This is a genomic window from Bremerella sp. TYQ1 (genome assembly GCF_020150455.1).
Taxonomy (GTDB): domain Bacteria; phylum Planctomycetota; class Planctomycetia; order Pirellulales; family Pirellulaceae; genus Bremerella; species Bremerella volcania_A.
Genome location: NZ_CP083740.1, coordinates 2,219,092 through 2,241,248 on the forward strand (window position 1 = coordinate 2,219,092; position 22,157 = coordinate 2,241,248).

At 54.9% G+C, this 22,157-nt stretch carries 22 protein-coding genes; 13 read left to right on the plus strand and 9 right to left on the minus strand.

Annotated features, from left to right (window positions below):
* Window positions 1-7 precede the first annotated feature (7 nt).
* Together LA756_RS08450 and LA756_RS08455 are read right to left on the minus strand one after the other, a co-directional pair.
* Complete coding sequence (locus LA756_RS08450) at window positions 8-1,057, minus strand: prenyltransferase/squalene oxidase repeat-containing protein (protein ID WP_224439433.1); 1,050 nt, start codon at window positions 1,055-1,057, stop codon at window positions 8-10.
* A gap of 159 nt (window positions 1,058-1,216) precedes the next feature.
* Window positions 1,217-1,399 (minus strand): hypothetical protein, encoded by a 183-nt coding sequence (locus LA756_RS08455; protein ID WP_224439434.1) that lies wholly within the window; start codon window positions 1,397-1,399, stop codon window positions 1,217-1,219.
* Between the two features lie 288 nt (window positions 1,400-1,687).
* On the opposite strand from LA756_RS08455, the gene LA756_RS08460 reads away from it, so the two are divergent.
* The 3 genes from LA756_RS08460 (at window position 1,688) to coaD (ending at window position 4,125) form a co-directional block, all read left to right on the plus strand.
* The gene (locus LA756_RS08460; protein ID WP_224439435.1) at window positions 1,688-2,848 is read left to right on the plus strand and encodes an aminotransferase class V-fold PLP-dependent enzyme; all 1,161 of its coding nucleotides are present in this window, start codon (window positions 1,688-1,690) and stop codon (window positions 2,846-2,848) included.
* A gap of 83 nt (window positions 2,849-2,931) precedes the next feature.
* Entirely contained in the window at window positions 2,932-3,585 is a 654-nt protein-coding gene (locus LA756_RS08465) for a hypothetical protein (protein WP_224439436.1), read from the plus strand.
* A gap of 39 nt (window positions 3,586-3,624) precedes the next feature.
* Window positions 3,625-4,125 (plus strand): pantetheine-phosphate adenylyltransferase, encoded by a 501-nt coding sequence (coaD, locus tag LA756_RS08470; RefSeq protein ID WP_224439437.1) that lies wholly within the window; start codon window positions 3,625-3,627, stop codon window positions 4,123-4,125.
* A gap of 243 nt (window positions 4,126-4,368) precedes the next feature.
* Here coaD and LA756_RS08475 read toward each other — a convergent pair whose 3' ends face one another.
* Window positions 4,369-6,675, minus strand: coding sequence for a TIM44-like domain-containing protein (locus LA756_RS08475; RefSeq protein ID WP_224439438.1), 2,307 nt, complete (start codon window positions 6,673-6,675; stop codon window positions 4,369-4,371).
* On the opposite strand from LA756_RS08475, the gene LA756_RS27140 reads away from it, so the two are divergent.
* A complete protein-coding gene (locus LA756_RS27140) occupies window positions 6,674-6,799 on the plus strand; it encodes a hypothetical protein (RefSeq protein ID WP_261362095.1) in 126 nt (41 codons plus the stop codon). The two genes, LA756_RS08475 and LA756_RS27140, sit on opposite strands and share 2 nt — an antisense overlap.
* A 97-nt stretch (window positions 6,800-6,896) precedes the next feature.
* Here the strand turns inward: LA756_RS27140 and LA756_RS08480 are convergent, their stop codons facing one another.
* The gene (locus LA756_RS08480; RefSeq protein ID WP_224440369.1) at window positions 6,897-7,937 is read right to left on the minus strand and encodes a protein arginine kinase; all 1,041 of its coding nucleotides are present in this window, start codon (window positions 7,935-7,937) and stop codon (window positions 6,897-6,899) included.
* A 248-nt stretch (window positions 7,938-8,185) separates the two neighbouring features.
* On the minus strand, window positions 8,186-8,695 hold the full coding sequence (locus LA756_RS08485) for a UvrB/UvrC motif-containing protein (RefSeq protein WP_224439439.1): 510 nt from the start codon (window positions 8,693-8,695) through the stop codon (window positions 8,186-8,188).
* Between the two features lie 290 nt (window positions 8,696-8,985).
* Here LA756_RS08485 and trpE point away from each other — a divergent pair, with 290 nt between their 5' ends.
* Together trpE and LA756_RS08495 are read left to right on the plus strand one after the other, a co-directional pair.
* Complete coding sequence (trpE, locus tag LA756_RS08490) at window positions 8,986-10,503, plus strand: anthranilate synthase component I (RefSeq protein WP_224439440.1); 1,518 nt, start codon at window positions 8,986-8,988, stop codon at window positions 10,501-10,503.
* A gap of 30 nt (window positions 10,504-10,533) precedes the next feature.
* Window positions 10,534-10,854 carry a putative quinol monooxygenase gene (locus LA756_RS08495; protein ID WP_224439441.1) on the plus strand — a complete coding sequence of 107 codons (321 nt, stop codon included), beginning with the start codon at window positions 10,534-10,536 and terminating at the stop codon, window positions 10,852-10,854.
* Window positions 10,855-10,936: 82 nt separating this feature from the next.
* Here LA756_RS08495 and LA756_RS08500 read toward each other — a convergent pair whose 3' ends face one another.
* A complete protein-coding gene (locus LA756_RS08500) occupies window positions 10,937-11,641 on the minus strand; it encodes a class I SAM-dependent methyltransferase (protein ID WP_224439442.1) in 705 nt (234 codons plus the stop codon).
* A 388-nt stretch (window positions 11,642-12,029) separates the two neighbouring features.
* On the opposite strand from LA756_RS08500, the gene LA756_RS08505 reads away from it, so the two are divergent.
* The 7 genes from LA756_RS08505 (at window position 12,030) to LA756_RS08535 (ending at window position 18,997) form a co-directional block, all read left to right on the plus strand.
* A complete protein-coding gene (locus tag LA756_RS08505) occupies window positions 12,030-13,001 on the plus strand; it encodes an HD-GYP domain-containing protein (RefSeq protein ID WP_224439443.1) in 972 nt (323 codons plus the stop codon).
* Complete coding sequence (locus LA756_RS08510; RefSeq protein WP_224439444.1) at window positions 12,974-13,438, plus strand: hypothetical protein; 465 nt, start codon at window positions 12,974-12,976, stop codon at window positions 13,436-13,438. The genes LA756_RS08505 and LA756_RS08510 overlap by 28 nt, the downstream gene beginning before the upstream one ends.
* 77 nt (window positions 13,439-13,515) lie before the next feature.
* Window positions 13,516-13,806: an Imm53 family immunity protein gene (locus LA756_RS08515; protein WP_224439445.1), complete on the plus strand. Its 291-nt coding sequence runs from the start codon at window positions 13,516-13,518 to the stop codon at window positions 13,804-13,806.
* A 167-nt stretch (window positions 13,807-13,973) separates the two neighbouring features.
* The gene (locus LA756_RS08520) at window positions 13,974-14,414 is read left to right on the plus strand and encodes a hypothetical protein (protein ID WP_224439446.1); all 441 of its coding nucleotides are present in this window, start codon (window positions 13,974-13,976) and stop codon (window positions 14,412-14,414) included.
* 379 nt (window positions 14,415-14,793) lie between these two features.
* Entirely contained in the window at window positions 14,794-17,460 is a 2,667-nt protein-coding gene (locus LA756_RS08525) for a hypothetical protein (RefSeq protein WP_224439447.1), read from the plus strand.
* 32 nt (window positions 17,461-17,492) lie between these two features.
* Window positions 17,493-18,419 (plus strand): ABC transporter ATP-binding protein, encoded by a 927-nt coding sequence (locus tag LA756_RS08530; RefSeq protein WP_224439448.1) that lies wholly within the window; start codon window positions 17,493-17,495, stop codon window positions 18,417-18,419.
* Between the two features lie 92 nt (window positions 18,420-18,511).
* Window positions 18,512-18,997 carry an LURP-one-related/scramblase family protein gene (locus LA756_RS08535; protein ID WP_224439449.1) on the plus strand — a complete coding sequence of 162 codons (486 nt, stop codon included), beginning with the start codon at window positions 18,512-18,514 and terminating at the stop codon, window positions 18,995-18,997.
* A gap of 15 nt (window positions 18,998-19,012) precedes the next feature.
* Here the strand turns inward: LA756_RS08535 and LA756_RS08540 are convergent, their stop codons facing one another.
* The 3 genes from LA756_RS08540 to trpB form a co-directional block, all read right to left on the minus strand.
* A complete protein-coding gene (locus LA756_RS08540) occupies window positions 19,013-19,552 on the minus strand; it encodes a hypothetical protein (RefSeq protein WP_224439450.1) in 540 nt (179 codons plus the stop codon).
* A gap of 366 nt (window positions 19,553-19,918) precedes the next feature.
* Window positions 19,919-20,722 (minus strand): tryptophan synthase subunit alpha, encoded by an 804-nt coding sequence (gene trpA / locus LA756_RS08545; protein ID WP_224439451.1) that lies wholly within the window; start codon window positions 20,720-20,722, stop codon window positions 19,919-19,921.
* Window positions 20,723-20,778: 56 nt separating this feature from the next.
* Window positions 20,779-21,993 (minus strand): tryptophan synthase subunit beta, encoded by a 1,215-nt coding sequence (trpB, locus tag LA756_RS08550; RefSeq protein WP_224439452.1) that lies wholly within the window; start codon window positions 21,991-21,993, stop codon window positions 20,779-20,781.
* Window positions 21,994-22,157: the final 164 nt, after the last annotated feature.

The window sequence follows — 22,157 nt, forward strand, 5'->3', positions numbered from 1 at the left end:
GCATCGCTTAACGCTGATAAATCGGCAGGTAGCCGAGATCGAGCTGCATCATAATCAGATTACAAGCCGTCACATAAATCGGCCCGATGCTGGTTTCGTCCCAATAGCCTTCGTTGTTTTGCTCGGTCGTAATCCGATCGTAGAGACGATTCCGGAAAGCCTCCCAGAATGTCTTGTCGTCGGTCCCTTCGCGATACACGACTTGCGAGTAATACAAGTACGAATAGTGCCAGTGGCTGAAGCTTTGGGCCTGAGTTTGAATCTGGTAGAGATTCTTTTTGCAGTAGTCGAGCATTTGCTGCACGACATCAGACTTCGCTTCCCCGGCGTTTTGCAGGCAGCAGATCGAAGCGGCCGTGATTGCCGGACGGGAAGTGCCGCGATTCTTAGAGCTGTACGAGATGCCGCCGTCCGGGTTTTGGCAATCGTAGATATACTTCTTCGCGTTCTCGATCACCTCATTCGGAACCGGAATACCAGCGTTCCGGCAGCCTCGTAGGCCCTGGACTTGAGTGATCGTGGTCGAGCCTTCGTCGAAGTCGTTTCCGTCTTTGGCGCTGACGTAACCCCAACCGCCAGATTTGGTTTGAGCGAAGACACTAAATTTCACCGCATTGGCCAAGATCTTAATGAGCTCTTCACGTCGCAGCGAGTCTTCTTCTTCTCCCAGCACTTGCGAAAGAAAAAGCATCGAGAAGCCGTGCCCATACGTGTAGCGGTTGTCGGTCACAGGATCGCCGATCAAACCATTGGGGCGTGCTTTAGAAACCAAAAATTCCACCGCGCGGCGAAGATTCTCGGAATATGGGCCCTGCATGGTGGTCGAGCCGGAAGCACACAGGGCTGTTCCCGCCAACGCGGTCATTGCCGTGGGATAGTTGGCAGCTGTCCAGTGACCGAGACGGGATTGGGTTCGCTGAACCCAACCGAGGCCCTTCTCGACGCAGGCCTCCCACGTGCGACGCTGTGAATCAGACGGGGGGGCGGCCAACAAAGGGGGAGCCATCGCTCCTGCGGAAAGTCCGCCTAGCATTCCCAACATCCGTCGACGATTCATGTTCAGCACTCGCTATCTCCCTTGATTTGCTGTGGCTTACTCCTATTTTTCCAGGCAAAGCGAACCACGTAAAGCAAACTTTCTCGATAGAAGGGGGCGAGAAGCGGGAATGCGCACGATTAATCGGGCATTTTCCACACCTGTGGGCTACACGTGCGGCTACTTCTGCTCGGCGAACGTCGTATACGAGAGGAATCCTAAGACAGCAGCACAGATGACAAAGGCAATATCCATCGTCATGCTGACGCCGCCGAATGGGACGCCTGCTAACATGTCGAGCGCGAATATCAGAAGTAGGAGAACGGAAACACCCATTCCCACAATCGTCAGCGCTTTCGACATTGGCAACTCCTGGAGCAAATCAGCGATACGCTACGGTGTGTGAAAAGACAAATTTTGACCAATTTATCCAGTCCATCCAGTATACCTCAAGCTTCGGCAATGTCACCTAGAGTGCAAATTCTGCCGTTTCAAGGGCATCCAGCCAAGCCTTGCTGGCCGCCTGGACGGTGTTGGGCGATTGGAAAAGTCTTTAAATTGGTACGATACCGGCCCGGTGAAAAACGTCCTAATTTACGACGTAACTATATTTCCAACAAGTCTTTCAGTCGATCTTAAAAGAAGCTTTTCATGACGTTTTCTGACGATTCTCGGTGGCAGTCGTTTCGCGAAGCGATGCCCGTTGCCCAAAAATGGGCTTATTTCGACCATGCCGCCGTTGCTCCGTTGCCCCTGCCGACATCCAAGGCAATCCAGGCTTGGTGCGAACAAGCAGCCCACGAGGGGGATACGGTTTGGCTCGAATGGGAACAAGCCTTGGAAAACACTCGGCAGTCCGGAGCCAGGCTGATCGGGGCAAAAACCGATGAGATCGCTCTGATCAACAACACCACGCAGGGCATCAATATTGTCGCCGAGGGACTCGACTGGAAGCCTGGCGACAACCTGGTCGTGCTGGGCAACGAGTTCCCATCCAATCTTTATCCCTGGCTACATCAGCAATCGAAAGGAGTCGAAGTCCGCGTCATTCCGGTCGAGGGCGTCGAGCCTGATTTAAACCGAATCGCCGAAGCGTGCGACAGTCGAACGCGTCTCTTATCAATCAGTTGGGTCAGTTACAAAACAGGCTGGCGAATCGATCCGAAGACGCTCGCCAAAATCGCTCACGATGCCGGAGCGTTGTTCTTTCTCGACGCGATCCAAGGGATGGGCGTCTTTCCGCTGGACGTTCACGACGCCGATGTCGACTTCCTTGCCGCCGACGGTCACAAGTGGATGCTTGGCCCGGAAGGGGCAGGGCTGTTCTTTGTGAAGCACGAACTTTTGGATCAGCTTCACCCGATCGGTATCGGCTGGAACAGCGTCGCCGGGCGGAAAAACTTCGACAACATCGATCTCACGTTCCGCGACAGCGCCGCTCGCTACGAAGGGGGCTCGCAAAACATGCCAGGCTTGATCGGTCTCGGAGCAAGCCTCGATCTGCTTCTCGAATATGGGGCCGGGTCCAAGTCTTCTGCCGTTGGCGAGCGTGTTCTCGCGGTGACCGACATGGCTTGCGAAAAGCTCTCTGCTGTCGGAGCGAAGATCTTGGCCAGCCGCCAAGGGGATGAACGCTCGGGGATCGTTTCGTTTCAAATTCCTGGGAAGCAGCCCTCCGCGCTTCGTGCCGCTGGACAAAAGTCGGGCGTCAATTTCAGCGTTCGCGGCGACTTCGCTCGACTGAGCCCGCATGCTTACAACAACGAAGCCGATATCGATCGCTTGCTAGAAACGCTCGCTTCGGTCGAGTAAGCTTTCAGCTGACGAACCTGGTGCGGGAAGCCTGGCCGTAGATGCTTCCCGCTTCGTAAACCTGGCTGAAAGCGAAACCAACGATGGTTGACTTCACCGACCGCGATGACGACTACGTCGAAGTCGTTGCCGACCGCCCTATGCGTCCCAAGAAGATCACAGTTATCGCGGTGATTGCGATCATCTTTGGTGGGCTCTACGTACTCGGTTTTCTCGGCAGTATTCCCGGTCTTGTCATTCAGTTGGTCGCCCCAGATGCGTTTAACTTCGCACCACCAGGAGACGACCCCAGCGCGAAGATGCAGATCGAAATGCAGGAGAAAATGGGGGAAGTCACGCGAAAGTACATCTTGCCGATGTTCCTGCTTTCGATCACTTCGCTTGTCGCCGGCGTGCTGCTTCTTTATTCCTCTATTCAAGTTTTGCGACGCGATGAACTCGGCGACTACCGCTTGTTTCGCAACACGACGACGTTCTGTCTTGCGTTGGTCATTGCCAATACGATCTTCACCACGCTACTGCAAATGGCCAACATGAAGGCGATCGATGCGGCGTTTAGTGCCGAGAACTTTTCCGGCAGCAACCCCCGACAAGCCCAAGTCTTTCAGACCGTCATGTATTATTCCATGCTTCTAGGCGTCGTGATGGGGATCATGTTCCAACTGCTGAAGCTCGCTTACTTCGGCATTGCGAATTGGATCCTCAGCCATTACCTGAAGACGCGTACGGCTACCTGATTTTCCTCTCGGACAACTTTCCTCCTAGGTAACAATTTAATGGCGGATGGCAAACGAATCGCCGTTTACGTTGGATCGTTCGATCCCATCACTTTAGGTCACCTGAACTTGATCGAACGCAGTAGCACGCTGGTCGATCACCTGGTTGTGGGTATCGGTATCAATGCGGAAAAGTCTGGCCTGTTTAGTCCAGAGGAACGCATTGAGCTGGTTCAACGCGTGACGGCCGACATGCCGAATGTCGAGACGAAAACGTTCGACGGGCTCGCGGTTGAATTCGTCCGCAGCTGCGGGGCAACGGTGATGATTCGTGGTATTCGTCCGCTGACCGACATCGCCGGCGAATTCACGATGATGATGGCCAACCGCAAGCTCGATAGCGAGATCGAAACGATCTTTCTAATGGCTGATGAACAGTACGGGCACGTCTCTAGTTCGCTGCTGAAACAGATCACTCCGCTGGCCAACGACGAACAGCTCGAGAAGTTCGTGCCGAGCTCGATCATCCCCGATTTGCGGGCCAAACTAGCCACCAAGTAGACGCATCATCCATTGTATCACGCTGTCCAAGCGAACCGTGCGGAACAGGATCGTGTGAAAATAGCTTCCCTTATTTTGGCGATCGGAAGCCTTATTTCGAGGTACAACTCGCCTCGTCCAGGCGCACACTTCACGCCATTTCGCGCAAACTTTTTGTACACTTGGACAATACTTCGTTAGAATAACGCGTGAGGGGCACTCAGCCGGCGGTTGTCAAAATAGCGGTGCCGAATGCATCGCTATTTAGTCGTTCCAGTCTGACTTCAAGTGAAGCTCGCCGTCATCTTTGGGAGGTTTCCCACGCAGCGCCTCTTGCGCCTGTTTGTAGAGCACCGCTCGACGACGGCGAATCAGCTGGCGAAGATCGTACGGCGTCAGGCCGATCTGACTGCCGATGTGGGCCAACACTTTTTGCTCCTTCGAGCAAACGTTTCCATCGGCGAATGCCATGTCGATCATCTTCACGAGCCAGTACTGCCCGATGGTGGGATCGCTTGGCACGCTGACTTCCAGTGTCTTGTTCTTTGCCGCAACACACATCTGCTTCAGCTGCTTGTGCGAGATTCCGTAGTCGGCGGCAAGTTGCTTGAGCTGCTCGATCTCTTTTGGGTCGAATCGTCCATCGGCGGCTGCCATGTAGACAACCCACGAGAACATATCGACCGAACGCATTCCTTCCGTCCATTCTTCCAGCTGCAATTTTCGATTGCGAAACGCAGCTTCGACATCGTATTTGCTCAGGCCCAATTCCTTGGCGGCGGCGTGAATGAAAACTTTTTCCCACGCTTCGATTCGACTATCGATCAAGCTCACGTCGACCAGGGCGATCAGCCATCGCTTGATGACTTGCGAATTCATATTACGAATCCGATTTCGATCGAGCTTTTCTTTCGAGCGCATCGCTTTGACCAGCGTCTCGTCCGGGACGTTGCATTTTTTGGCCACTTCACGAATGAAATCTTTGGCACTTCCCTTCGAGATATGGAGCGTGCCTGCGACTTCGCCGAGAAGCCGGCAAAGCGTGACGTCGTCTTCGCGCACGATCACGTTCGGGGCGGCACCGTCGATCTGCACCCCATCCATCTCGCTCTTGGTGAACTCGGGCAGCTTCTGCTCCATCATCACGACACGTTCCAGCGGCTCGTCCTCCATGGTGTTCACTTTCACGACCGAAACGTTCGTCTCGATCCCTTCGTAGGCTCGCTTCCGCAGCGCCATCGCGGGCGTGGAAGTGAAGGGGAGCACATCGGCAAGCGTCCATTCCAGCTCGCCATCGTTAAGAACCGTATGGCAGAAGTCGCACGCATGCGAAGCGTTATTCGACTCAGGGGCACCACACTTGGGGCAATGCGAACTGGTGATCGTCCGTTCGATACGTGTCTTGCAGCCATGCTTGCGGACAAGGACCATCATAGTGCTGACTTGCACAGGATCTTTTTCGATTTCAATTTCGCCGCCGCGGCGGATCGTTCCACGGCGAGCCGACCAGCGAATGTGCATCAATGTTTTATCGAACGGTTCTTCGGCAATCACGCCAGAGACATCGGCGGCCAGAATGCGTGGCTGCATGTAAACGTTGCGTTTGCCAAAGTCGTCTGGCTTCAGCTTCTTTTCGTAACCTTCGCAGAAGCGGTCGGTGGCAACTTTGCCCAGTGGATCGATCACGCCCAAACGATCGGCCAGAAACTTCCGGAAGAAGATCACGCTGGCTCGGTCTTCCAAGTAATGCGAACTGAAGCCAGGGTCTTGCTTGATCCAGTACCGCGTAGCACTGCTCATCTTGAACGGCTTGGTCACCTTCCAGGACGACTGATCGGAGATCTCGGAAAGTACCCAGTCATGCTCGCCTGAGCGAACGGTACTTTCGCACGCAGGACATTTTTCAAACTGATTCACCGAAACGTCGGCACCACAGTTGGGGCAGTTGCCATGGATCGAACCGAAATCTTTGGAGGTCGTCTTCGCCCCGCGGCGACGCAGGAACGTCCAGACTTCCGCGATCGGCTCGGTCTCTTTAATCACAACATCGGCTCCAGACTGCTGGATGCGATACTCGCGAACGGCCGCCCCGGTGACACGCATCGAGATCACTTCAAATGCGTTCTTATTGTTCTTGGACGACGTGATTTCGACAGGCGAAAGTTTATGCAGTTCGATTTTGATCGTCTTACGAGTCCGGCCGAGACTCGCCTCTTCGTCGAGTCGAAACTGCAAACGCTGGAAGATCCCATCGGAAACAAACGCGCGGATGTCGCTGAGATCGCCGGTATCGTGAGCACGCTCCATCGCGACAAATGCTTTGGCTGCGGCAACGCTGAAGTTTTTTAGATCGAAGTTCGGATCGGCTTCTTGAATCGATTGCAGCGCGGCTTCCATCTGACCGAGTTTCGATTTTTTATCTCCCAATCGAATCGTTGAGATGCTGCGAAGTCCACCATGCCAGTGCTCGGTCGCTAAGCCACCTAGGACGAAGATGACGACCACCAAATAGCTAATTCCCTCGACGCCAACGCCAAATAAGAAGAAGCTATCTGCAAGCAGGGGGATCATGGTTTCCCTTTGGGAAGAGGAGCAGGAAGAGGTGCCAGCCGTCGTTGAATACCAGGCAAAATTAGCACTGCCGATGCCGAATCGTGACGGCGGCTTTTATTCGCACTGGCGTAGCCGCATCTGAGCCGCAACATGCTGGCCCTACGAGCAATACCTGTCGTCGATTCGAAAAGGTATTCGACGAGTTTAAAGAAATATTGCCCGAAAATCGACCGAAATCGCTAGTTTCGTTCGTCGCGATGTTCTTTACCGCGATCTTGCAGGTAACGACGAAGATAGAGGGCTCGCTCGATGTTACGACCGGCCGTGTCGAGTTCGTTACCGCGGAGCTTCTGCAAGTGAGCCGGCTGGGTTTCGACAAACAGTTTGTTGATGTCGGCAATGGCCAGATCGTCGATCAGCCCCAGGTTCACCCCCATGCGGACGCTAGAAAGAAGGTGCATCGTTTCTTCGCTGCTGATCGTCTGCGCGGTGCACAGAATACCGTAAGCACGGCTGATCTTGTCGTGCAGGTCTTCGCGGTTCTGGGTGATCAGGAAGTCGCGTGCTTTCCGTTCGTACTCGATGATCATCGGGACGACGCCGCTGACCTGGCCGATGAGTTCTTCTTCCGACTTGCCGAGCGTGATTTGATTGCTGATCTGGTAGAAGTCGCCCATGGCCTGAGAGCCTTCGCCGTATAAACCACGCACGGCCAGGTTGATCTTTTGCAGGCTGCGGAAGACTTTTTCGATCTGGTTGGTAATCACCAGGGCAGGGAGGTGCAGCATCACGCTCACACGCATTCCGGTGCCAACGTTGGTCGGACACGCGGTCAAATAGCCAAGGCGTTCGTGGAACGCGTAGCTCAGTTTGCTTTCAAGCTGATCGTCGACTTCGTTGATCTGCTGCCAGGCACTGTCGAGATCGAGGCCGCTCTTCATCACTTGGATGCGGAGATGGTCTTCTTCGTTGATCATCACGCTGAGGCGTTCGTCGTTATCGATCGCGACGCTGCGCGCCCCTTCCGCTTCCGCATGCTCGCGGCTGATCAGTTGGCGTTCGGTGAGGAACTGGCGATCGACGTGGGCGAGTTCGTCGACGCGAAGGTAGTAGAGCGTGTTGAATCCGGGGATCGCTTGCAGACGATCGTGCACCATCTTTTCGATCGACTGGCGATCTTGTGGAGTGCAGCGGCGAATGAAGGGGAACTCGGCCAGATTGCGAGCCAGGCGAATACGACTGCTGATCACGATATCGGACTCTGGTCCGCTACCACGCATCCATTCGCCAGATCGACATGCCAATTCTTTTAGTTCCACGTAAGTCTTACCTTCACTCTCCAGTAGCTTGCCTACCCGTAAATGCCATCCACTTGGGGTCGCAGCTTGTGTCTGTAAATCTATCCAATGGGCATCGCGTAGGGCCCGCGTGTCGCGGGTTAGGAAGCCGACATTATGCTCGACCCGCGACACGCGGGCCCTACGGGAGTCATTTGAGCCCTGCTTATCTTATCAGGCTGAGATGCCGATCAGGCTTCTCCTCCCTCAATCTTACGGATTTCGTCGCGGATTTGGGAGGCACGCTCGTAATCTTCCTTTTCGACGGCCACCTTCATGTCGTTATGAAGCTGGATCAAGCGTGTCTGCTCTTGCGAGGTTTGCTGATGATGCTTGGGGTGTTTGCCGCTGTGCTCGGTATCGCCGTGGATGTTGACGATCAGCGGATCGAGTTCGCTGGCGAAGCAGGTATAGTCGTGCGGACAGCCGAGGCGGCCTTGGTTGCGGAACTCGTAGAAGCTGATGCCACAGATCGGACAGACCTGTTCGTCGAGCTTGGCGAGTTCCTTGGCGGTGTCGGCCACTTTCAGCTGATGATGCAGCATGCCGGCCAACGAAGGCTGAATCGGAGAGCCACCGCTGGGGTTCTGCGTTAAGTAGGACTGCGCGCACTGCTCGCACAAATGGAGTTCGTGCGGTTTATCGCCGGTAAGTTCCGTAATGTGGAACGTGGCTGGCTTTTCGCATTGTTGACACTTCATGACGAAAAATCGCCTCCTTCCACGCAAGGTGGGAAACGGCCGGTTTGCCGGCTTCCGAATCGCTTGCCCCACTGACAGCAAGCCGATCAACGTAAATCCAATTCGCAATTAGAGATACCGCGAGAGGATTATTCTGGATTCTATCGACGCCAAGGGGGGTGTCAAGATTAGACGCCATGCCGTTCAATGTTACCAGAGACCGAAAATTGTCGGGCGTGAACTTTTCAGATGCCTGCGGGGTCTCCTCCAACGGATTGGCCACGCACTACCCTTTGGCAGACAACTGACTTATGCCGTATCTCCCAGAGTTTTCCGAGTTTGATCAGCTCGCGGACAAGTTCGAGATTATTCCCGTTTATCGGCGATTGATCAGCGATTCGATGACCCCTGTCTCGGCATTCCACAAACTGGACACTGGCGAGCCTGCTTGCTTGTTTGAAAGTGTCGTCGGCGGAGAGAAAGTCGGCCGATACAGCTTTATCGGCATCCATCCCGAATACCACATCAGCGCAACGCGCGATCAGGTCACCATCAGCCGAAAAGATGGCAGCACCGAGACCTTCACGAGTGCGAACCCGCTGGAAGAGCTTCGTAAGCGACTCGATACCGGCAGCGTCGCCCATATCGAAGGGCTCCCCCCGTTCAACGGTGGTGCGATTGGCTACGCGGGGTACGACGTCGTCCGCTACGTCGAAAACCTGCCCAACGCTCCGGAAGACGACCGCAAGCTGCCAGATCTTTCGTTTGGGTTCTATAACAATTTGGTCGTGTTCGATAACGTCACGAAAACTGCCTACGTGATCGTGATGGCGAAATGCCCCCAGGGGGAATCGGCCGACCGCCAGGCCATCTACGACGCCGCTTGCCAGCAAGCCGAAGAAATTGTCGCCCAACTGACCAAGCACGATCCGACACTAACCCCCACCGATATCGACCTGGCAGGGTACCCAACGATTCCCTACCGCTCGAACTTCACGCAGGAAGACTTCGAGGCGGCCGTCCGCAAATGTGTCGAGTACATCGAAGCCGGCGATATCTTTCAGGTCGTCTTCAGTCAGCGACTGGCGGTCGACATTCAAAGCGATCCGTTCGAGATCTATCGGACGCTGCGGATCGTGAATCCGAGCCCGTTCATGTTCTTCCTGCGATCGCCTGAGACAACACTCGTCGGAAGTTCTCCAGAGATCATGGTTCGCGTGATGGATGGCACGGTAACCGTTCGTCCCCTAGCCGGCACACGTCCAAGAGGCTTAACCGAAGCGGAAGATGCTCGCCTGGCCGAAGAACTTCTGGCCGATCCCAAAGAACGTGCCGAGCATGTCATGCTGGTCGATCTCGGCCGTAACGACGTCGGCCGTGTCGCGAAGTACCGCAGCGTTCAATTGTCGGACGTGATGGCGATTGAACGTTATAGCCATGTGATGCACATCACCTCGAACGTGACCGGAGAGTTGCCGGAAGGGAAGGACGCTTTCGACGCGATGGCGGCCTGTTTGCCGGCCGGGACGGTCTCTGGCGCACCCAAGGTTCGTGCGATGGAAATCATCGACGAGATCGAACCACATCGACGCGGCCCTTACGCTGGCGCGGTTGGCTATATCGACTACGGCGGTAACATGGATACATGTATCGCCCTGCGAACAATTGTCATCCAAGATGGCACCGCGTACGTTCAAGCCGGCGCGGGGATCGTTGCGGACAGCGATCCGCAGATGGAATACCAGGAAACGCTTAACAAAGCGCGCGGCATCTTGAAAGCGATCGAGATTACCGAAAAACGTTCGGCCGCCGCGAAAAGCCAACGCTAAAACAACTGAAACACTCTAACCGAGAAAATTATGCGCACCATGATCCACGTCATCGCCACCATCGAACTGAAGCCTGATACCCGCGATGCCTTCCTGGCGCTCTTCCACGAACTGGTACCCAAAGTTCTGGAAGAAGATGGCTGCATCACCTACGGCCCGACGATCGACGTCGACGCCAACTTGGGCGACGTTCAAACCGGCCCCCGCGATCATGTCGTGACCGTCGTCGAGGCCTGGGAATCGGTCGAGCACCTGCAAGCTCACCTGGTTGCGCCTCATATGAACGACTACCGCGACCAAGTCAAAGACATGGTCACCGACATGAAAGTTCAAGTCTTAGCCCCAGCCTAAGACAAACGGCGAACGTAGGGTCGGCCTGAATGAATCGCGGACCCTGCGCCAGGCCACTCTCGAAGCTGCCATCGAGAACCTACTACTTCCGTTCAAATTGCAGGAAGTAGTTCTCTTTAAACGATGGCACTTCGACTTCGTTGACGAAACGGAAGCCTGCTTTTTCAATTTCTGCGCGGAAGACTTCTTGCCCGGCGCGGACATGATCTAACGTCCATTCGCGCGATTCTCCGGGGATGCGTTTGAAGTCGATAACGACCAGCTTCCCGCCTGGCTTCATCGCTTTATGAATCGATGCGAGCGACTGCTCAGGGTATTCAAAGTGATGGTAGACGTCGCAGATGAAAGCCGCATTAATGCTGCCAGGTGCCAAGCGGATGTCGTCTTCACTGCATAGGACCGGGGTTACATTGTTAAGGCCGCGAATCTCGGCCAACTTCTCGACTCGCTCGACAAACTTCGGGGCAATATCGAGAGCGTAGACCCAGCCTTCGTTGCCGACTGCTGCCGAAAAGGGTTCGACGAACAGCCCTGTCCCTGTGCCGATGTCGGCGATCCGATCCCCCGGCGAAAGCTTCATCCGTTCGACAATCTCCTGCTTGGCCTGAAACACCTCGCGGCTTTCGACTTCAAATCGATTCACCCAAGCCTCGACGTCTAGTTCGGGGTCGAGGAATCTCTCGTTGATCCCAGGCTTCACACTTTCAGGCGCGGCCACTTCCTGAGCGTATGCGGCAACCGAAGAAAGCAAGAGTAAAGCCCAACAGGCAAGTGCCACAGAACGCATCGAAATAACTTTCCACGCAAGAGATTCAGGAACGGTCAAAGAGGTCTTTCGCAATCTAAGCGGGACGCCAGAGAAGGTCAATCACTTGCTGCGATCCGATCGTTCGCGGCACGTCAAAGATCTACGGCATAAACCCAACCACCTCATAACGGTGGGTTTATATGTCATTAGTAGGCGAATCGTTACAGTGGCATAGTAACTACTAACAAACCCATTTTAATTGAAAGCCTTTACACAGGCACCACTGCGGGAATCCGCATGTCTATCTGTTTCCTTCTAAAAACCATTTTTCTTGCACATGAGTGTATGCGATCTAACTTTGTCATGCCGAAGATGTTCAACGGCATTTACCATCGATATGGAATTCAATCGCTCCGGGCAGGGTTCAATGGCGATTTCCGTCGAGACTAAAACACGACAAAGCTTTCTTCCGGTACCGTTAGCGACATTGTGTCTGACGGCAGATTTACCGGTGGATGTATTTGGTTGTCTTCATCAAGGCTCCGAGCCAATTCTTCTGCGGCGGCGTAACGTCGAAGTGGCAGACGACGAGTTTCCCAGACTGCTGGAGAGTGGTGTCGAGACGGTCTACATTCCTCGCGATCAAGCCGACATCTTTCAGAAGTATCTGCAAGACAACGTTCGCAACATCATCAGCAACGAAGAGATCCCGGTCGAGCGGCGACTCGACTTCTTAAACAACACCGGCCGCACGATGCTGCAAGAGTTGTTTCGGGCCGACAACCTCGACAAGACGGTCGAAAGTGTTGGGGTCCTCAGCGAGCATATGACCACGTTGATCTCGCAAGATTCGGTCATCGCCAGCGAGATGTTCGACGTGCTGCGGCATGACTATCACACCTACACACATACTTACAACGTCGCAAGTTACGTCATGCTGTTAGCTCAGGGAATGGGCATCGCGGACGAAACCGAACTGAAGGCGATCTCTGTCGGCGGACTTCTGCACGACTTGGGAAAACTGCGAATCCCCAACCACGTGCTGACGAAGAAAGAGCGATTGACCGATGCCGAGTGGAAGCTGATTCAGCGGCACCCGACTGATGGCTTTGTCGCTTTGGCTGAGCGTTCCGAGCTTTCGTACGAACAGTTGATGATGGTTTATCAGCACCATGAAAAGCTTGATGGATCTGGGTATCCGGTCGGTATCGATGGCGACGAGATCCATTTCTATGCCCAGATTTGTACGGTCGTCGATATTTTCGAGGCCCTGACAAGCAATCGCCCTTATCGCAATCCGAACACCCGCAAAGAGGCGTTCGAGATCTTGGAGCAGATGGTTCCACTAAAACTTAACGGGGAGATGGTCCGATGCTGGAAAGCATTGATGATGCCATAGCAAGCGGCCTGCCGAGACAGGGCGACAGTGCCTTTGAACGTGCGATTCGCAACGTGCCGTTCAATGTGCAGATTCCCCGCTCGAAGCTGGAAGCATTAGGCAAGTCAGGCCCTTCGACGCCGATGGTGACCGATCAGCGGCGTCACATTCGTTTCCGTCAGCTGAAACGTTGTTTGCTTCGCTACGAAGCAACATACCCCAAAGTGCCTCGACATGCCGACCTGTTTCAGGCGTTGATCATCAATGTCTCGAAGGAAGGAATCGGACTGCTGCACGAAGAACAGCTTTATCCCAAAGAGCGTTTTCATTTACGCGTTGAAGGATATGGACTGTTGCGACTGACCGTGGCACGATGCCAGAAGCTGGGCCCGCGCTGCTACGAAATTGGTGCCGTAGGAGATCGTCCGCTGGACGTGAAAACACTGATCGGGCTTTAGTCCACCGCTGCGAACCACGCCATTTGCTCGCGTGTCCAGTCAGCTTTCTGGGAGCCTTCTTTCTGGAAGTCGAAACGATGAGCCTGGACCGAGCAGCTGAAGAGATTGAACGATGGTATGCCGATCGCTGCGACGGGCAATGGGAACATAAACTTGGGGTTCGGATCGAAACGACCGACAACCCTGGTTGGCTGGCGACGTTTGACGTATTGCCACTGGACTCTTCTAAACTGGCCGACGTACTGGGGAGTCTTCTACGCGAGCATCAGGCCCAAGTCAGTACCGATGGGAAATTGGTACGTATCTTCGCTCCGCATCTGCAGCAATGCCTTCTCGCGGTCGAGGTGGTACTCAAGTGCCAAGCCTGAGCAATCGTTACGTTCGTCACAACCCGATGCTTGTGTGGCAATTTACGAGCCACGCGGAGAGCAACACCAATTCGCGAGCTAGTTTTTTCATATCGCGTTAGAGAAACGCTGAAAACCTTTCTTTCACTTGCTGCTTGGCCGACGATATGAACTCGCTGGATGGCATCATGGCTCCAGAACATCCCGAGATGGACGAACAAACGTTTCAGCAGGTGCTCAGTCGCCTACCGATCAACGTCCGCGTGCCTCGGTCGCTTCAGGGGCTGCTAACGCCGGACGAGATCACCGCTTCGTGCTATGCCGATCAACGTCAGTTTGCCCGGTTCAACAAGTTGAGCCGCGGACTGCTTAAGCGTGACGAGCAGCGTCCCAGCGAAGAAGATGCGCCAGCTTGGCACTTGGTGCTGATCACCGACATCTCGCGACTGGGAATCGGTCTGCTGCACAGCGAACCGCTTGCGCCTGGGCCGGAGCGAAACCTTTGGATCAGCGGTCCAGAGAACGTCCGATTTCATGTCGTTCGCTGCACCCGCGTTAACGATCAGTGCTACCGAATCGGTGCGAGATTGACCGAGCCGTTTCAAGCGAAGTCGCTGCGTCGACTGTAATTCTTCCGAATTTTTGCTTGGCTCAATCATCAAGCCTTCTCTCAGGATCTGGTTACCGAGGGCAGGCGAAGCGTCTCCTCGGCGGTTGGCCCTTTGACATGGCGATTTCTGATCGAGACAGGCAAGTTGCCCCCCAAAGTTGTCCTTCTGCTTGCTTCGTGGCGTTAACTTTCCTACGCTACGAGAAAGAAATAACGCCTGACGCGAGCAGAATTTAGCTCGGCGAAATGGATTCCTGAAACGGCGGCTTGAGCAGTTTCGTTTAACCTGTCGCGTTTCGACCGACTGCGGCGGCACATGTCAGCGTTGGCTGGTTTGCCTGGCCGACGTTGGCTACGCTTTAGCTTTCACGGACAACGCTCTGAAGACTTCTCCCAGTATGGCATCAACAATCGACTCGGCGCGAAACGAATTCACTCCGCTGTTGGCGACTCCCTCGCGCCGCCGGTGGCTTACTGCGTTTCTTCTTTTCGGCATGTTGATGACAACCGGTTGCTCTGGTTGTTTTGAGCCTGCCGAAACGTTGGAAGAACGCCAAGAGCGTTTGAAAAAAGAAGAAACCAAAGAAGACTTCGAGCCCCCCCAGCTGAACGTCTTACCGTCGGATGATCGGCGAACACAGCTTAACCGCGTAAAGCCAGGGCACTGGACCAACGTCAGCACGCTGATGAAGGCCAACAATTTCGACTTCCGCGGCGAGCTTTACGCTTGGACGGTTGACTCGAACAACACCCCGGTCCCCATTACCGACACCGACTATTTCTTCACGGCCACGCGACCGTTAGCTCTCCCCAAAGGACAAGAGCGCTGGTCTGACTTGCTCTTTTATCCGCCGCTGATTGCCCGTAACAGTTCGCAGTCGAGAATGTTCGCATGCGATCTTCGCCCGACCGGAGGTGGCCGTCCGGTGCTAGTCGATCGCTTGGCGACAACGCGAATGTATCCCCAGGAATATTACATGGTGGTGCTCGCGAGCGCCTCCGATGAGTACCAATTCCTGGAAGTGACCGACGTCGTTCGCCCGCTGCATCCACCACTGCTACAACAGGAAACGGCTCCGCACTATCGCCTGGTCCTTCCGAAAACGGTCGATCGTGTTTCGATTCCCGAAAACCCCATGGCGTGGACATCGATCGCGTATGTCTTTTGGGATGGTATCGATCCAGAATTGTTGTCGCTCGACCAGCAACAATCGATGCTCGACTGGCTGCACTTTGGTGGTCAACTGATCATCAGTGGCCCTGATTCACTCGATCGCCTGAAGCTCAGCTTCCTGGGCGATTATCTTCCAGCAGACGATGCCGGCAGCGTAGAACTGGGACAAGATCGGTTCGACGTCTGGAACAAAGAGTTCGTCACGACCGAACGCATTTACGAAAGTAACACGTGGCAAAACCTTCGCTACGAAATTGACCTCCGCGCTGGCGCACTACGGGGTTCAGAGTTGAAGCTCCGCCCCGAGGGAAGCTTTATTCCCAAGACTGGCGACTTGGTAGCCGAACGCCGCGTGGGACGGGGCCGCATTGCCGTCACGGCGTTTCAAATTCGTTCGCCCGACATCTCGCGGAATTGGAAGAACTTCGATTCGTTTCTGAACAATGTGCTTCTACGCCGTCCTCCCCGCAAGTTTCGCAAGACCGACGACGAAACGGCCGTCAACGCTTGGGCCGATTCTTATGCGGTCAACGATCCACGTCTGGTGACCTCGCTTCGATTTATGAGCCGCGATCTGGCCAACTTGATGCCGGTCTATCAGCAGCGTGATGCCAACTTAGTGGGTAGTCTCGATCCCGCGGAAACTGAGGTAGAAGAAGTCGCTCCGGAAACGACCAACGACATTGCCATTGATGAGGATGAAGCCCAGAGGCTTGCCGATGTCGAAGCAGAAATGAAGCTGAGCGAACGTGAACTGAACATTCAAAACTTCTCTGGCTACACTTACGACAATCAGTCAGGCGTCGCAGGCTGGAGCGACGCAAGTGGCATCTCGACTGCCGCCCGAGAGTGCCTCCGGGAAGCGGCTGGCATTAGCATTCCCAGCGGCAACTTCGTCCTCCGCGTCACCGCCGGCTACTTGCTTGTGCTTGTGCCGCTCAACTGGCTCGTCTTCTGGATAATGGGACGTGTCGAATGGGCTTGGATCGCAGCGCCGATCATTGCCATCGTCGGGGCCGTTTGCGTGATCAAGCTGGCCGAACTCGATATCGGCTTCGCGCGCAGCCGTACCGAGATTGCGTTTCTCGAAGCACACGCCGGCTATCACCGGGCACATCTAACGCGATTCACGTCGCTTTACACCTCGCTCAGCACGACGTACGACATGACGTTCACAGAATCGTCGGCGGTCGCGTTGCCGTTTGGTCGCGGGTCCGATGCTTTTAGCAATCAGTCGCGCCGCTTTGGCGATGGCTTCAGCGAAGTACGGTACCACCAGGAAGGTGGCGATGTTCAACTGAGCGGTGTGCGTGTCGCGTCGAACTCGTCGACGATGATCCATAGCGAGTACTTCCTGTCGGCGTCGATCCAACCGATGTTTACCTGGTCGGTTGACGAAAACCTGAATGGAACGTTGAGCTACAACTCGGAACAAACGCTGCACGATGTCGGGATTCTGCGGCGGAATCCGGAAACGAATCAGCTGGAAGCGGCTTGGGTTGGTGATCTTTTACCGGAAGCGGAAGAGGCCATTCGGTTCACGTCAGTAGAAGATGAATGGAAGCTGTTCGAGCAGTGGTCCGAGTCGCCGGTTCTGTCGGTCACGCCGACCACAGGCGAAGTCAATCTGCGTCACTTGTTGAATGCGGTCAAAGATGTTCGCCAACTGAAACAAGGCGAGACACGCTTGATTGGCTGGACAGAGGAAGACATGCCGGGCCTTTCCATTTCGCCGGCAGCCAATCAGCGAACCATTCGTACGATGGTCGTGGGGCACCTTCAACATGCCAACCTTCCGGCGCCACGTCGCGATGCCAACACGCGGCGTTTCCTGGGGATGGAACCAACTCAATTGCAGTCCATCGAACTTGACGCGATCGACAATTTGTAACTATTGCTTACGCACCTTCAGGACGAACCTCGATGATTGAACTAGTCGATTTCGGCAAAGACTATGGCGACTTCACCGCAGTCAAATGCCTGAACCTGAAGATCGACGCCGGCGAAATGTTTGGCTTTATCGGTCCGAACGGCGCCGGCAAGAGTACCAGCATCCGTTTTCTCGCGACCCTTTTGCGTGCCTCGCGCGGGCAAGGTTTCGTCAACGGCTTTAACGTCGCCGATCAACCGATGGACGTGCGACATAGTGTCGGATACATGCCGGACAACTTCGGTGTGTACGACGGCATGAAAGTGTGGGAGTTCCTCGACTTCTTCGCGGTGGCCTACAAGATTCCTCGCAGCCGGCGCAAAGCAGTCATTACCGACGTGCTGGAACTGCTCGACTTGACCCACAAGCGAAACGATTTCGTTAACGGACTTTCCCGCGGGATGAAGCAGCGGTTGTGCCTGGCCAAAACTTTGGTGCATGACCCACCGGTGCTGATTCTGGACGAACCTGCGAGTGGTTTGGATCCTCGAGCACGTTTGGAAGTGAAGGCGCTGCTCAAAGAACTTCGCAAGATGGGCAAGACGATTCTCATCTCGAGCCACATTCTGACCGAACTGGCCGACTGCTGTACCTCGATCGGGATCATCGAACGAGGCGAGCTACTGATGAGTGGCAGCATCGAGGATGTCTATCGCCGTATTCGCAAGAACCGCATTATCAGCATCAAGTTCGTCGATGGTATGGACGCGGGCCTTTCGATCATTCGTAGCATGCCCGAATGCGTGGATGTCGATGTCGATCGCGGCCAGGTAACTTGCGAACTGCAAACGGACGACCAAGGGGTCGCGGCTCTCTTAAAGAAACTGGTCGACAACAAGATCAACGTTCGCACGTTCGCTGAAAAAGATCCGACGCTGGAAGATGTCTTTATGATGGTGACCAAAGGTTTGGTGACTTAAAACGAACAACCTTTTGTCGTGCGATGGCCACTACCGATTCGTGTGGGGCCATGGCTGCATAAAAGATCACTTCAACCGACAACGGAAGTAGGATGCGATACGTTATCCGTGAGCGATTCTCGTCGTGGGGCGACGAATTTTACGTCTACAACGAACACCAGGATCCGATCTACGAGATCAAAGGGAAAGTCTTTTCGTGGGGGGATCAGCTCGCTTTTTGCGACATGCAAGGGCGAGAACTTGCCTACATCAAACAGCGGCTATTGTCGTTCATGCCGTGCTACGAGATATATCACGGCGGTAAACTGTTCGCCGAGATGCACAAAGAGTTTACCTGGCTGAACCAGAAGTTTACGCTCGATGTGCCTGGCCCGAACGACTACACCATCGACGGCAGTTTCTGGCTGCACGATTATCAGTTCAAGAGAAAAGGACAGATGGTCGCCGATGTCTCTAAGCCGTTTTGGACATGGAACGACACCTATGGCGTCGAAACCATTTCTGAGGAAGACGATGTCACGATTCTTTGCGCGTGCATCGTCATCGATCAGATACTTCACGACGAACGCCGCGATTAGGCCGTCGTCGTCGGCTTACATGACGATGATCTGCGGGGAATCGCCTTGCTGATCGCGGCGTTCCCATTCGCGGCGAACTTCGCCCAGTCCGTAAGCACACAACTCGAACTCGTGGCTTAGTTTGCTGAGCAGTTCCGCTTCGCTCTCGGAGTGCTCCTCGGCAGACAGTTCGCTCGCTTTCGAGTAGGCCTGCTTGCCGACGACCCAGTAATTGAGCAGGTGATCTTTTCGATCCGCCTTCTGCATTCTGGCGAGACTTTCCGGGTAAACACCGCTCCAGAACAAAAGGAAGTCCCCCACGTGATGGTGGACAGATCGTTTTGCCTCGCCGATTCGCGCCTCGGCTTCGATCAGCATATCGGCCACTTCGGTCAATGGACGACCGGTCAGGCTGCGGACTTTGAAAACCATGTCGCTGCGTACGAATCGCATCAACAATCCGGTCAGGTAGTCGATCAAATCGGTATCCGGAACGCCCAGCTTGGCTTGGAACGTTTGCTCGGTGATGCCTGCAAAGAAGCGGTGCATCGGTGTGCTGTCATGGTCGGCATGCATAGATGGTTCCCCTCCCGTACGTTTGATGTCGGTCAGCAAAACCCGTCAGGCTTTTGGCTCGTACGCCAAGCGATGCCGCATTGGTGGTATCGTCGTTGCCCGAAGGGTGAAGTCGTTTCCACACGCATGATGGGGCAAGATTGCAAGCGTCGTGCCGGATGGCCGTCGGCTCGCAAACGCACTAAAGCTACATTAATTTCGGCTAATAGTCTGAGTCAAGTTCAGTAATTTGCCTAATACAATTGTAGCTCGGAAACTGCCAGAAGGTAGCTTTTGATTTCAGAAGCCAAATCGCTGAATGGCGAGAATACTCCCAGGTAAGCATGCCGAAGCGGACCACGGCATGGTACCGAAACGCGGAATGGCCTAGCCATTGAGGGCATCGAGAAGTGAGTCTGCGTAGTCGCCTACTTCCTGAATGACTTCATCCTTGGGCTTGCTGTCCGCTTCGCAGAGACGGCGGACGATGGCCGAACCGACGATGACGCCGTCGCATGCTTCCTTCAGCATATGGACATGTTCCGGTTTGTTGATTCCGAAACCAATGCAAATCGGCAGATCGGTTTGGCTTTTGAGCCACTTGACGTTGTCGACGATATCAGGCGGCAACTCGGTGCGTTCGCCGGTGATGCCTGCGACGGAAACGTAATAGATGAACCCCGTCGACGTTTCAACGATCTTCTTGGCACGTTCTTTGGAGGTGGTTGGCGTGACCAATTGAATCAGGCTGAAATCTCGCTGCTTGCAAAGCTTGGCGAACGCGTCTGATTCTTCGACCAACAAGTCTGGAACAATCGCCCCACTGACTCCGGCAGCTTGAGCAGCATCGAGGAACTGCTCGGGGCCGTGACGGTGAATGATCGCATAACTGATCATCGTTACGACAGGGCAGGGGAGGGTCGGCGTGACGCTGCCGATGGTGTCGAGAATGGACTTGAGTTTGATCTTCTTGTCCAGAGCCCGCGTATAGGAAGCCTGAATGACTGGACCATCGGCGATGGGATCGCTGTAGGGAATACCCACTTCGCAAACGGCAGCACCACGCTTGCCCAGTTCGGTTAGAGCCGCGGCGGTAATTTCCAACGATGGATCGCCAGCGGTGACAAACGGCACAAGGGCCTTCTTGTTTTGCTGACGCAGGTTTTCAAAAGCTCGATCGACTGCGGACATCAGGTTATCAGCCTTCAAGTGGTTGGTTGAAAATTACGTTGGTGTGCCAATAGCTTTTAGTATTTCACGCCCTTCAAGCGAGCGATTTCGGCGGCGTCTTTATCGCCCCGGCCAGAAAGACAGACAAGAACGACTTCGTCCTTCGGCATCTTGGCGGCGACTTCCATCGCTTTGGCGACCGCATGCGAAGACTCGAGGGCCGGCAGAATACCTTCCGATGCGGCCAACGCGTCGAAACCTTTCATCGCGTCGTCATCTTCGCAGCAGGTGTACTCGACACGCCCGGTTGCCTTCCAGTAGCTGTGCTCGGGACCGACGCCAGGATAATCGAGACCGGCCGACATCGAATGGACGTCGCACGTCTGACCATCTTCGTCCTGCATCACAAAGCTGTAGCTACCATGCAGCACGCCAGGCTCGCCGTAGGTAAGAGGCGAAGCATGATCGCCGGCGTTGGGACCGCGACCGCCTGCCTCGACGCCGATCAGTTCGACTTCTTTGTCTTCCACAAACGGATAGAACATACCAGCCGCATTGCTGCCACCGCCGACGCACGCGACAACTTTGTTCGGTAGCTTGCCGAGACGCTCGAGGCTTTGCTCGCGGGCTTCGTCACCAATCACTGCCTGGAAATCGCGGACGATGCGTGGAAACGGATGGGGACCAACAACGCTGCCGAGAATGTAGTGCGTGTCCTCGACCGAGGACATCCAATCACGCATCGCTTCGTTAATGGCATCACGCAGCGTTCGCGACCCGGTCGTCACCGGCCGTACTTCCGCGCCGAGCAATTTCATGCTGAAGACGTTCGGAGCCTGGCGTCGGATGTCTTCTTCGCCCATGTAAACGACGCATGGAATGCCGAAGTGAGCACATGCGGTTGCCGTGGCGACACCATGCTGCCCAGCTCCGGTTTCAGCAATCACACGCTTCTTGCCCATGCGAAGCGTCAGCAAAGCCTGGCCGAGAGTGTTGTTGATTTTGTGAGCGCCGGTGTGATTGGTATCTTCTCGCTTGAGCCAGATTTGAGCTCCACCCACTTGTTCGCTCAGCCGCTTGGCATGATAGAACGGGGAAGGGCGGCCCACGAAATCACGCAGCAAACCCTTCAGTTCCTCAAAGAACGTCGGATCTTGCACGGCCTTTTCGTATTCCGCCGCCAACTGATCGAGTGCCTGCGTCAGCGTTTCAGGGACGTATCGCCCCCCGAACGGACCAAAGCGGCCAGCGGGATCGGGCACGTTACGACTGGCGGTACCTAGACTTTCCATCGGCGGATCCATGTGTCACGATTTTGGGAATGACGTCGCAGCGGGATCGCTCCCAATATGCGACGCAGGTGCCTGCGTGATAAACCTTTGAGTATCCGGGCAACCTTAAAGGGGGTCAAGTGGACGCGATAACCGCGAGCCTGCCCAACGTACAACGGAGAACA